An 11,940-nucleotide genomic window follows, 5' to 3' on the forward strand; every position below is an offset into this window, starting at 1 on the left:
GCGCTCCCGGATGCTCGAAAACGCGCATTGTAGCCACATTCCGGCCGGGAGGTTCGCGCCGACCGGGAGGCTTGGGTACAATCCGCGGCTCACTGATGAGCATGGGATGCAACGAGATGAATGCCTGCCTGCGAACGCTTTTCGCACTCTGCCTCGCCGGCCTGATGGTCGCCTGTACCCATACCGCCACATCGACGCTCGGCGAGCTGCCTCGTACGCCAAAGGCCAGTATCGAACAACAGCTGCAGCAGGCCGACCAGGCCGAGCCCGAGGAAGCCAATCTACTGCGCCTGTCCGCGGCGGACCAGGCTCTGAAACAGAACGACCCGGTGCGTGCGCGACGTATCCTGCAACTGATCCAGGTCGACTCGCTGAAACCGGCGCAGCAGATCTTCGCCAGCACCCTGCAGGCAGAACTGGCGCTGCAGCGCGACAACCCGAAAGCTGCATTGCGTGCGCTCGAACATCCCAGCCTGGAGTTCCTCGGCGAGTTACCCACCTCACAGCAGGTGCGCACTCACCTCGCCAGAGCCAATGCCCTGCAAGGCGATGAGCAGCTATTGGCGGCCACCCGCGAACGCCTCTACGTGGCACCGCTGTTGAGCGAACAGGCGCAGCCTGGTAACAACGAAGCCATCTGGGCAATGGTCACGCGCCTGCCGGGCGAGCAATTGCACGCCACCGGCGATGCCGATCTCGATGGCTGGCTGGAGCTGGCGCAGATCATCAGGAGCGGCGGAATCCAGCAGCAGCAGGCGAGCCTTGCGGCCTGGCGCCAGAATAATCCACAGCATCCCGCGGCCCTGCGCCTGCCTGAAGCCCTCACCCGCCTCAATGAACTGGCCAGCCAGCCGTTCGAGCGCATTGCCCTGCTGCTACCGCAGCAAGGCCAACTGAGTTCGGTTGCCCGCGCGCTGCGCGACGGTTTCCTTGCTGCCCACTACGAAGCGCAGGCAGCCGGACTGGATCAGCCGAGTATTTCCTTCTACGACAGCTCGCAACTGCGCTCGATGGACGACTTCTACCGTCAGGCGGAAGCGGACGGCATCCAGCTGGTGGTCGGCCCGCTGGAGAAGCCGCTGGTCAAGCAGCTCAGCGACCGCGAGCAACTGCCCATCGTCACCCTGGCGCTGAACTACAGTGACCCCGGCCAGGAAGCGCCAGGCCAACTGTTCCAGTTCGGCCTGGCCGCCGAGGATGAAGCCCGCGAAGCCGCACGCCGCGCCTGGGATGACGGCATGCGCAGCGCCGTCGCGCTGGTGCCGCGCGGCGAATGGGGCGACCGCGTCCTGGATGCGTTCCGCCAGAGCTGGCAAGCCCAGGGCGGCACCCTGATCGCCGCCGAACATGTCGACCAGCCAGTCAAGCTGGCACAGCAGATCGGCGACCTGTTCCAGTTGCGCCAGAGCGAGGCGCGCGCCAGCCGTCTGCGCTCCACCCTCGGCACTGCCGTGGCAAGCCAGCCGACTCGGCGCCAGGACGTGGACTTCATCTTCCTCGCCGCCACCCCGCAGCAGGCGCAGCAGATCAAGCCGACCCTGGCATTCCAGTACGCCGGCGACGTCCCGGTCTATGCGACCTCGCATCTGTATGCCGGCAATGCCAACCAGGCGCAGATGCTCGACCTCGACGGCATCCGCTTCTGCGAGACGCCCTGGCTGCTTGGCGAACAGTCCGCCCTGCGCCAGCAAGCGGGACAGGCCTGGCCGCAGGCCAACGGCAGTCTGGGCCGCCTGTATGCGATGGGCGCCGATGCCTACAGTCTGGCTACTCGCCTGCAGCAGCTGCAAGCCGTGCCCAGCACCCGCATTGACGGACTCAGCGGCGAGCTGGCTCTGACCCCTGCGCAGCGCATCGAACGGCGGCTGCCTTGGGCTGAATTCCGCAATGGCCAGGTCGTGCGCCTGCCGGAAACCTTTTGATTTGAGCGAGCGCCCGAGCACCCGGAGCGCCGGCCAGGATGCCGAAGGCAAGGCATTGGGCGAGCTGCAACGCAGCGGCTTGAAGCTTCTTGCAAGGAACTGGAGCTGCCGGCGCGGGGAGCTCGATCTGGTCATGCTCGACGGCGATACAGTAGTATTCGTCGAAGTTCGTTTCAGGCGCCATGCGGCCTGGGGCGGCGCTTTGGAAAGCGTTGACGCACGCAAACGCAGCCGACTCGCCGCCGCTGCCGAGCAGTTTCTCCAGGAACATTCACGCTGGAGCCGCCATCCCTGCCGCTTCGATGTGGTGGCGATGAGCCCGGGAGAAACGACCGCAGCATTCAACTGGATCAAGAACGCTTTCGACACCTGACCCGCCCAACGGCCCCCATTGAAGGTCACACCCCCTGATGGACATGCAATCCAGAATTCGCCAGCTGTTCCAGGCAAGCATCGAAACCAAGCAGCAGGCTGAAGCGGTGCTACCGGAGCACATCGAGCAGGCCAGCCTGGTGATGGTCAATGCACTGCTCAACGAGGGCAAGATCCTCACCTGCGGCAACGGCGGCTCAGCCGGTGATGCACAGCACTTCTCCTCCGAGCTGCTCAACCGCTTCGAACGAGAGCGCCCCAGCCTGCCGGCGATCGCCCTGACCACGGACAGCTCGACCATCACCTCGATCGCCAACGACTACAGCTACAACGAGGTCTTCTCCAAGCAGATTCGCGCCCTGGGCCAGCCTGGCGACGTGCTGCTGGCGATCTCGACCAGCGGCAACTCGGCCAACGTGATTCAGGCCATCCAGGCGGCCCACGACCGCGAGATGATCGTGGTCGCCCTGACCGGGCGCGACGGCGGCGGCATGGCCTCGCTGCTCCTGCCGGAAGACGTCGAGATCCGTGTTCCATCCAAGGTCACCGCACGCATCCAGGAGGTCCACCTGCTGGCTATCCACTGCCTGTGCGATCTGATCGATAGCCAACTGTTCGGGAGCGAAGAATGAAACGCCATCCACTCCTCATCGCCGCGCTGCTGATGGCCGTGCTCGCCGGCTGCGGCAGCCGCAGCATCGGCAACAAGATCGATGACCAGTTCCTCGAGCCAGCCGTGGCCGAGAAGGTACGGCTGGCCCACCCCGACCTAAACTCGACCACCTCGCACATTGTGGTCACCGCCTACAACGGCGTGATCCTGCTGGCCGGACAGACCCCTCGCGAAGACCTCAAGGAACGTGCAGGCAAGGCCGCAAGCTCGGTGCAAGGCGTCAAGCGGGTACACAACGAGCTGCAGATCGCCCTGCCGAACTCGGCTCTGGCACGCAGCAACGACACCCTGATGACGACCAAGATCAAGACCCAGATGCTCGCCGACACCACGGTACCGGGCACCCGCATCAAGGTAGTGACGGAGAATGGCGTGGTTTACCTGATGGGGCTGATCACCCGCCAGGAAGGCATCCGCGCAACCAATCTGACCCAGGGAGTCAATGGCGTGCAGAAGATCGTCAAATTGTTCCAGTACACTGATTGAACGCCCGTCGAGGCGAAAAAAAGGGAGCCCTCCGGGCTCCCTTTTGGTTTGCGCTACTTGACCACCTTGAGACTCGGACGACCGCTCGGCTTGGGCGCATCGCTGCCCTCTCCCGACGGCTCAGGCGCCGGCGTGCCGTCCGGATCACCCTCGGGCAGCTCGATCTCGAACACCATGCCCTGACCATTCTCCCTGGCATAAATCGCCATCACCGCCTGACAGGGAACATGCAGGCTGTGGGCAACACCACCGAAGCGCCCCTCGAAGTCGACCGAGTCGTTGTCCATATGCATGTTGCGCACGGCGCTGGGTGATACGTTGAGAACGATCTGGCCATCGCTGGCAAAACCTTCCGGCACGCGCACTTCCGGATAATCGACACTGACCAGCAGATGCGGCGTGCAGTCATTGTCGAGAATCCACTCGTAGAGCGCACGGATCAGATAGGGACGACTGGATTTCATGCGCTGGCCCTCGCATTGCGCATATCGCGCTCGACGGTGGAAAGACTGGCCTGGAAAGCCGGACGGGAAAACTCCCGCTCCATGTAATCCAGCAACGGCTTCGCAGGCTTCGGCAGCTCGATCCCCAGCAGCGGCAATCGCCAGAGAATCGGCAGCAGGCAGCAGTCGACCAGGCTCATCTCGTCACTGAGAAAAAACGCTTTCTCGGCGAACAGCGGCGATATCCCGGTCAGACTTTCCCGCAGCTCCTTGCGCGCCTGAACACGGGCACTTTCAGCGGTACCGCGCGCCAGAATCAGGTCGACCAGGCGGCACCAGTCGCGCTGGATGCGGTGCATCAGCAGGCGGCTGTTGGCTCGCGCTACAGGATAAACCGGCAGCAGCGGCGGATGCGGGTAGCGTTCCTCCAGGTACTCCATGATCACCGAAGCCTCATAGAGGACCAGATCACGCTCGACCAGGGTGGGCACGCTGCAATAGGGATTGATCTCGGCCAGCCGCGCAGGACAGCGCGCCGGATCGATGTCCTGAATCTCGGCCTGCACGCTTTTCAGCGCCATTACCAGCCGCACACGATGGCAGTAATGATCTGCGGGGTCGGAGTAACAGGCCAACCGGTTGGTCACGCCCATGGTGCCCTCCTCGCTAATATTTTCGACAGCAGAATGAAACGCGCGCCCCTGAGGGCGCGCGCGGGTACAGCTAAGCCAGCACTATCAGTGAACGTCTTTCCAGTATTCGCGCTTGAGCAGATAGGCGAAGACGAAGAAGAACGCCAGGAACAGCAGTACGTAGGTGCCGATGCGCTGCATCTCCAGCTTGCTCGGGTTCGCCGAATAGGCGAGGAAGGTCACCAGGTTCTTGACCGTGCGATCGAACTCTTCAGGGCTCTGAGTACCGGTATCCGGCACTATCACCAACTGATCGCAGGCCTCGTGGGTGATCGGCGAGCCGGTCAGCGGATCGAACGCCTTCTTGCCGTCCTTCACCACCTGAACCTGCTTGCAACCGAGCACCTGGCGACCCTGCAGATCCGCCAGCACGTTGGGCATGCCGACGTTCGCGAAGACCTTGTTGTTGGCGCCCAGCGGACGGCTGTCGTCCTCATAGAACGTCTTCAGGTAGTTGTACAGCCAGTCGTTGCCACGCACGCGGGCCACCAGCGTCAGATCCGGCGGCGCAGCGCCGAACCAGACCTTGGCGTCGGCCGGGCGCATGCCAATCTGCATGTGCTCGCCGATCTTGGCGCCGGTGAACACCAGGTTGTCCAGCATCAGCTCGTGGGGAATGCCGATGTCGTCGGCGACCCGTTCGTAGCGCTGGAACTTGGCGCTATGGCAGCCCATGCAGTAGTTGGCGAAAGTACGCGCGCCATCCTGCAGTGCAGCCTCGTCACGCAGATCGATCTCGACCTTTTCCAGCGGGTAGTCAGTTGCGGCGGCAAAGGCCAGGCTCGGCACAAGCGCGAGAATCAGTGCAGCGAAATGCTTTTTCATCAGCCAGTCACCCTTTCCGGAACCGGTTTGGTCTTCTCCATCCTGGTGTAGAACGGCATCAGGAGGAAGTAGGCGAAGTACAGAACAGTGCAGATCCGCGCAAGCAGCGTGCGACCTTCGGTCGGCTGAAGAACGCCCAGGACACCGAGAATCACGAAGGAAATGCAGAACACCAGCAGCCATACCTTGCTCAGCCAGCCCTTGTAGCGCATCGACTTGACCGGACTACGATCCAGCCAGGGCAATACGAAGAGCACGGCAATAGCGGCACCCATGGCAATGACGCCAAGCAGCTTGTCCGGTACCGCACGCAGGATTGCGTAGAAGGGGGTGAAGTACCACACCGGAGCGATGTGCGCCGGCGTCTTCAGCGCATTGGCCTCTTCGAAGTTGGGCTTCTCGAGGAAGTAGCCACCCATTTCCGGGAAGAAGAACACCACTGTGCAGAACACGAACAGGAAGACCACGACACCGACGATGTCCTTCACGGTGTAGTACGGATGGAAGGGGATGCCGTCCAGCGGTACGCCGTTCTCGTCCTTGAGCTTCTTGATCTCGACGCCGTCCGGGTTGTTCGAACCGACTTCGTGCAAAGCCAGGATATGCATCACCACCAGCCCCAGAATGACGATCGGCAGGGCGACGACATGCAAGGCGAAGAAGCGGTTCAGGGTAATACCGGAGATCAGATAGTCACCACGGATCCACTCGGTCAGACCATCGCCGATCACCGGAATGGCACCGAACAGCGAGATGATCACCTGGGCCCCCCAGTACGACATCTGTCCCCAGGGCAGCAGATAACCCATGAAGGCTTCCGCCATCAGGGCGAGGTAGATCAGCATGCCGAAGATCCACACCAGCTCCCGCGGCTTCTGGTACGAGCCGTAGAGCAGACCGCGGAACATGTGCAGGTAGACCACCACGAAGAACGCCGAAGCGCCGGTGGAGTGCAGGTAGCGGATGATCGCGCCGTACTCGACGTCGCGCATGATGTACTCGACCGAAGCAAACGCACCGTCGGCAGAGGGCTCATAGCTCATGGTCAGCCAGACACCGGTGAGGATCTGGTTGACCAGCACCAGCAGCGCCAGGGAGCCGAAGAAGTAGAAGAAATTGAAGTTCTTCGGCGCGTAGTACTTGCTCAGATGGTCTTCCCACATCTTGGTCGCGGGAAAGCGCGCATCGATCCATGCCATCAATTTGCTCATCAGGCGTTCTCCTGGTCCACACCGACGATTACCACGTCATCGGATTCATAGAAATGCGGTGGAACCGGCAGGTTCAAGGGCGCGGGCTGGGCCTTGAGGACACGCCCGGCAAGATCGTACTTGGAGCCGTGGCAGGCACAGAAATAGCCGCCCATCCACTCGGGACCGAGATCGGCTGGAGCCACTTCGGGGCGGAAGGTTGGCGAGCAGCCCAGGTGGGTGCAGAGGCCTTCGACGATAAGAAGCTCTGGCTTGATCGCCCGGGTCTTCTTGTCGACGTAGGCGGGCTGTACCGAACTCTGGGATTCCGGGTCAGCGACGACGCCATCGAGCTTCTCGAGCGCGGCGAGAGTCTCCTCGGTACGCCGCAGAATGAACACTGGCTTGCCCCGCCACTCGGCGACCATCTGTTCGCCCGGCTGGATCTTGCTTATGTTCACCTTTACAGGTGCACCCGCAGCCTTGGCCCTCGCACTGGGGAACCATGCCCCCACGAACGGGACCGCAGCACCCACCGCCCCTGCAGCGCCCACCACAGAGGTGGCCGCCACGAGGAAGCGACGCCGGCCTGCATTCACGCCGTCATTGCTCATTCAGTCGTCTCCCATCAGCTTTACGGCCTGTGAACCAGGCCTGTACTAAATAAAATTCGGGCCGCACAAAATTTGCCAGATGTTAAAGAAAACCCCCTTTACTGACAAGGGAATAGACATCTGCAGCATGCCTGCAAGCCTTGCAACACGCGGGGTATGGCACTGCGGCATGATGTCGCGCAGTTAATTGCGCGCATAAAAAACGCCCAGCTCCAAAAGGAGACTGGGCGTTTTCGAGTCTGATCGAAATCAGCGCTTGGAGTACTGCGGACGCTTACGTGCTTTACGCAGACCGACCTTCTTACGCTCAACTTCGCGAGCATCGCGAGTCACGTAACCGGCCTTGCGCAGAGCAGGACGCAGGGTCTCGTCATAATCCATCAGGGCACGGGTAATGCCATGACGGATTGCACCAGCCTGGCCGCTGACACCACCACCGAGAACGGTGACGTAGATGTCGAACTTCTCGACGGTCTCGGTCAGCTCAAGCGGCTGACGCACGACCATGCGAGCGGTCTCACGACCGAAGAACTGCTCGAGGCTGCGGTTGTTGATGGAGATATTGCCAGTACCCGGACGCAGGAAAACGCGTGCGGTTGCGGTCTTGCGACGGCCAGTGCCGTAATTTTGAGTCGCCGACATAGTGAACTATTCCGTCAAATCTTCAGTTCTTGGGGCTGCTGGGCAGTGTGCGGGTGAGCTGCACCCTTGTACACCTTCAGCTTGCGGTACATGTCGCGACCCAGCGGATTCTTCGGCAGCATGCCCTTGACCGCAGTCTCGATGACACGCTCGGGGGCTTTGGCGATCAGCTTCTCGAAGTTGATCTCCTTGATGCCACCGGGGAAACCGGAGTGGGAGTAGTACATTTTATCGGTGGTCTTGGCACCGGTAACACGAATCTGCTCGGCATTGATCACGACGATGTAGTCGCCGGTATCGACGTGCGGAGTGTATTCGGGCTTGTGCTTGCCACGCAGACGAGTAGCAATCTCGGTAGCCAGACGACCCAGAGTCTGACCAGCAGCGTCGACAACGTACCAGTCGCGCTTGACGGTTTCCGGTTTAGCAGTAAACGTTTTCATTCTATATAGCCTCAGGGGCCGCCCTGAAAATAAGACGGCGGATCTTACTAGAATAGTGCTCGCCTTTACAAGAAGGCAGCCGGAAACAGACGCTATCGGGGGCTCGGGTCATCGCATCCGCTACGGCGGGTTTCGGCAGGCTAGGCATCCCCTGCCTTTTCCCGGACGAGCTAGGCATCCCCGCCAGGAAAGTTGCGGCATTATGCAGATCGAGCGAGAAATAGCAACCGAAAGTCCGCAAACAGCCTGCAGACCGGGTTATTGGCTAAGCTGCATGGCCCACCCATACCAGTACAGGCGATACCGATGCAATTGCGACGACTCGGCACCAGCGACATCCACGTCAGCCAGATCTGCCTTGGCAGCATGACCTGGGGCCAGCAGAACACCGAGGCGGAAGCCTTCGCCCAGCTCGACCTGGCCAAGGCAAAGGGCGTCAACTTCCTCGATACCGCAGAGATGTACCCCGTCCCGCCCCGCGCGCAAACCTATGGCAGCACCGAGAGCATCATCGGCCGCTACTTCAGGGCGCGCGGCAACCGCGCCGAGTGGATACTGGCCAGCAAGATCGCCGGCCCAGGCAACGGCATCGACTACATCCGCGACGGCCAGCTCAAGCACAATCGTGCGCACCTGAACGCAGCAGTCGACGCCAGCCTCAAGCGCCTGCAGACCGACTATCTGGACCTCTACCAGCTGCACTGGCCGGAGCGACGCACCAACTACTTCGGTCAACTGGGCTACCGCCATCAGGAGCAGGAATTCACCCCACTGGAAGAGGTACTGGAGTCTCTGGATGAGCTGGTACGCGCCGGCAAGATCCGCCAGGTCGGCCTGTCCAATGAAACACCCTGGGGCACCATGCGTTTCCTCCATCTGGCTGAAAGCCGCAGCTGGCCACGCATGGTATCGATCCAGAATCCCTACAATCTGCTCAACCGCACCTTCGAGGTCGGCCTGGCCGAAATTGCCGCGCGCGAGCAGTGTGGCCTGCTTGCCTACTCGCCCCTGGCCTTCGGCATGCTCAGCGGCAAATATGAAGACGGCGCTCGTCCCGCCGGCGCGCGCATCACCGAGTTCAGCCGCTTCACCCGCTACACCAACCCCCAAGCCCAGGCGGCCTGCTCCGCCTATGTCGGCTTGGCACGCGAGCGCGGACTCGACCCGGCACAGATGGCGCTGGCGTTCGTCAACGCCCAGCCCTTCGTCACCAGCAACATCATCGGCGCCACCAACCTGGAACAGTTGCAGTGCAACCTGGACAGCCTCGCACTGCAGGCGGACAGCGAGCTGCTCAAGGCAATCGACGAGATCCACCGCCAGCAACCCAATCCAGCGCCATGAGCACGAAGATAGTGCTGGACAGCCTTGTAGAACAATAAGACGATCCGGCCATCATCTGGCCGCTCTACCCTGGAAAGCCCATGCAGTCTGCCTCACCCAAACGCATCAGCATCCTCGCCGTTGAAGGCGTGTTCGCCTCGACCCTGATGCAGGCCAAGGACTTCTTCCACATGGCCAGCCTGCGCCACGGCAAACAGCTGGGGTTGGGGCTGAACCCAGCCCTGGACGTGCGCCTGGTCAGCCCAGACGGACAGCCAGCACTGAGCTTCAGCGGCGTTCGAATTCCGGTCGATGGCGGTCTGGATGATGCCGAGCTGGTGGTGCTGCCCGCCTTCTGGGGCGACTTCGATCGCCTGCGCAGCCGCCATCCCCATATCCTCGACTGGCTGCGCGAGCGGCATGCCGGCGGCGCTACCCTGTGCGGCGAAGCCACCGGCGTGTTCTGGATGGCTGCTGCAGGTCTTCTGGATGGAAAGGAGGCAACGACCTATTGGCGCTTTCATCAGGAATTCGCCGAGCGCTTCCCGCGGGTACTGCTCAATCGCGACAAGCATCAGTCCGATGCCGACAAGCTGTACTGCGCCAGCGGCGTTACCTCAGCCAGCGACCTCTACATCCACCTGATCGAGCGCATCTGCGGCACTGCCGTAGCGCAGGGCGTCTCGCGCGACGTGTTCTACGAGATCCAGCGCAGCTACACGCCAGGCCGTCTCGGCTTCGGCGGCCAGAAGCTGCACCAGGACCTGAACATCCTGCAGATCCAGCAGTGGCTGGAGGATCACTTTGCGGAGAAATTCCGCTTCGAGGACGTTGCCCGCGAGCACGGCATGAGCATTCGCAACTTCATGCGCCGCTTCCACGCCGCTACCGGCGACAAGCCACTGCACTACCTGCAGCGTCTGCGGATAGAAACCGCCAAGGGGCTGCTCAGCGCGACCCGCAAGAGCATCAAGACCATCAGTTATGAAGTCGGTTACGACGATGCGAGCTTCTTCGCCCGGCTGTTCCGCCAGCACACCGAACTCTCACCGAACCAGTACCGCCGCCAGTTCCATCGCAAGGAAGGCGCCTGAGACACCTGCTACCAGAGCGCGATCACGCAGTCCGCAGACGCATACATCGCGCAAAGGCGAGCGCTTGCGCGAAAGACGCTAGGGCTTGTGCGGGCGCGCGAGAAACTCGTGAGACTGCATTTCCAGCAGGCGGCTCAGGGTGCGCTGGAACTCGAAGTTCAGTCGGCCGCCGGTGTAGAGATCCTTGAGCTCGACCTCGGCCGAGATGATCAGCTTGACGTTACGGTCGTAGAACTCGTCCACCAGATTGATGAAGCGGCGCGCCATGTCGTCCTTGGCCACGCTCATCTGCTCGACGTTGGCGAGGATCACCGCGTGGTAGATCTTGCCCAGCTCGATGTAGTCGTTCTGGCTGCGCGGTCCATCGCAGAGCTCGCGAAAATCGAACCAGGCGACGTCGTCACCCTCCTTGCGCGCGATGATCGCGCGGTTCTCGATCATCAGCGCCTTGTTCTCCTCGACCTGGCAATGCTCCGGCAGCAGGCTGCGGAAGCTCTTCTCCAGACTGATTTCGGCCTCGGCATCCAGCGGCCAGTGGAACAGTTCGGCCTGCTCCAGTGCACGCAGACGGTAGTCCACGCCACTGTCGACGTTGACGATCTCGGTGTGCTCCTTGAGCAACGCGATCGCCGGCAGGAAGCGCGCACGCTGCAGGCCGTCCTTGTACAGGCCATCCGGCACGATGTTCGAGGTCGCTACCAGTGAGACGCCGTTCTTGAACAACTCTTCAAGCAGGGTCGCAAGGATCATTGCATCGGTGATGTCGGAGACGAAGAACTCATCGAAGCAGATCACCCGCGCCTCCTCGGCGAAGCGCTTGCCGATGATGGTCAGGGGGTTCTTCTCGCCCTTGAGCGTCCTCATCTCTTCGTGGACCCGCTTCATGAAGCGATGGAAGTGAGTGCGCATCTTCTGCTTGAACGGCAGCGCTTCGAAGAAGGTGTCGACCAGGTAGGTCTTGCCGCGCCCCACGCCACCCCAGAAATACAAGCCCTTGACCGGCGCGCGCTCCTTGCGCGCGAAGAACTTGCCGAACAGCCCACGCGACTCGGGATCGGCGGCAATCAGGTCGTCGTACAGACGCTGCAGATGACGCACCGCAGTTTCCTGGGCGGCGTCATGAAAGAAATCGGCACGTTTGAGATCGGCCTGATAGCGCTCGAGGGGAGTCATGGTTCGTTAGCCGGGTAATGAAAAGCGGGGCGACACTTTAGCGACGCC

The 11,940-nt window shown here is 61.8% G+C and carries 14 protein-coding genes; 6 read left to right on the forward strand and 8 right to left on the reverse strand.

From position 1 onward, the window contains the following. Positions 1–116 precede the first annotated feature (116 nt). The 4 genes from DBO85_RS01020 to DBO85_RS01035 are packed head-to-tail and all read left to right on the forward strand — an operon-like array spanning position 117 to position 3,453. Complete coding sequence (locus DBO85_RS01020) at positions 117–1,922, forward strand: penicillin-binding protein activator (RefSeq protein ID WP_108104937.1); 1,806 nt, start codon at positions 117–119, stop codon at positions 1,920–1,922. Then, positions 1,888–2,295: a YraN family protein gene (locus DBO85_RS01025; RefSeq protein WP_108104413.1), complete on the forward strand. Its 408-nt coding sequence runs from the start codon at positions 1,888–1,890 to the stop codon at positions 2,293–2,295. The genes DBO85_RS01020 and DBO85_RS01025 overlap by 35 nt, the downstream gene beginning before the upstream one ends. A 37-nt stretch (positions 2,296–2,332) precedes the next feature. After that, entirely contained in the window at positions 2,333–2,926 is a 594-nt protein-coding gene (locus DBO85_RS01030; RefSeq protein WP_108104415.1) for a phosphoheptose isomerase, read from the forward strand. Beyond that, positions 2,923–3,453 carry a BON domain-containing protein gene (locus DBO85_RS01035; protein WP_108104417.1) on the forward strand — a complete coding sequence of 177 codons (531 nt, stop codon included), beginning with the start codon at positions 2,923–2,925 and terminating at the stop codon, positions 3,451–3,453. The genes DBO85_RS01030 and DBO85_RS01035 overlap by 4 nt, the downstream gene beginning before the upstream one ends. 53 nt (positions 3,454–3,506) lie before the next feature. Here DBO85_RS01035 and DBO85_RS01040 read toward each other — a convergent pair whose 3' ends face one another. The 7 genes from DBO85_RS01040 to rplM form a co-directional block, all read right to left on the reverse strand. Then, entirely contained in the window at positions 3,507–3,917 is a 411-nt protein-coding gene (locus DBO85_RS01040; RefSeq protein WP_108104419.1) for a ClpXP protease specificity-enhancing factor, read from the reverse strand. After that, complete coding sequence (locus DBO85_RS01045; protein WP_108104421.1) at positions 3,914–4,549, reverse strand: glutathione S-transferase N-terminal domain-containing protein; 636 nt, start codon at positions 4,547–4,549, stop codon at positions 3,914–3,916. The genes DBO85_RS01040 and DBO85_RS01045 overlap by 4 nt, the downstream gene beginning before the upstream one ends. A gap of 84 nt (positions 4,550–4,633) precedes the next feature. Further along, positions 4,634–5,413, reverse strand: a complete 780-nt coding sequence (locus tag DBO85_RS01050) for a cytochrome c1 (protein WP_108104423.1) — start codon at positions 5,411–5,413, stop codon at positions 4,634–4,636. After that, entirely contained in the window at positions 5,413–6,624 is a 1,212-nt protein-coding gene (locus tag DBO85_RS01055) for a cytochrome b (RefSeq protein ID WP_108104425.1), read from the reverse strand. Before DBO85_RS01055 ends, DBO85_RS01050 begins: the two co-directional genes overlap by 1 nt. Continuing rightward, entirely contained in the window at positions 6,624–7,217 is a 594-nt protein-coding gene (gene petA, locus DBO85_RS01060) for a ubiquinol-cytochrome c reductase iron-sulfur subunit (RefSeq protein WP_108104427.1), read from the reverse strand. The genes DBO85_RS01055 and petA overlap by 1 nt, the downstream gene beginning before the upstream one ends. Before the next feature lie 249 nt (positions 7,218–7,466). Further along, positions 7,467–7,859, reverse strand: coding sequence for a 30S ribosomal protein S9 (gene rpsI, locus DBO85_RS01065; RefSeq protein ID WP_108104429.1), 393 nt, complete (start codon positions 7,857–7,859; stop codon positions 7,467–7,469). A gap of 14 nt (positions 7,860–7,873) precedes the next feature. After that, positions 7,874–8,302 carry a 50S ribosomal protein L13 gene (gene rplM / locus DBO85_RS01070; RefSeq protein ID WP_108104431.1) on the reverse strand — a complete coding sequence of 143 codons (429 nt, stop codon included), beginning with the start codon at positions 8,300–8,302 and terminating at the stop codon, positions 7,874–7,876. A gap of 306 nt (positions 8,303–8,608) precedes the next feature. Between rplM and DBO85_RS01075 the strand changes: the two genes are divergently transcribed. Next, positions 8,609–9,646, forward strand: coding sequence for an NADP(H)-dependent aldo-keto reductase (locus DBO85_RS01075; protein WP_108104433.1), 1,038 nt, complete (start codon positions 8,609–8,611; stop codon positions 9,644–9,646). A gap of 170 nt (positions 9,647–9,816) precedes the next feature. After that, positions 9,817–10,719, forward strand: coding sequence for a GlxA family transcriptional regulator (locus DBO85_RS01080; protein WP_177429722.1), 903 nt, complete (start codon positions 9,817–9,819; stop codon positions 10,717–10,719). 78 nt (positions 10,720–10,797) lie between these two features. Here the strand turns inward: DBO85_RS01080 and zapE are convergent, their stop codons facing one another. Then, a complete protein-coding gene (gene zapE, locus DBO85_RS01085) occupies positions 10,798–11,892 on the reverse strand; it encodes a cell division protein ZapE (protein WP_108104438.1) in 1,095 nt (364 codons plus the stop codon). Positions 11,893–11,940: the final 48 nt, after the last annotated feature.

Source organism: Pseudomonas mangrovi (assembly GCF_003052585.1).
Taxonomy (GTDB): Bacteria; Pseudomonadota; Gammaproteobacteria; order Pseudomonadales; family Pseudomonadaceae; genus Aquipseudomonas; species Aquipseudomonas mangrovi.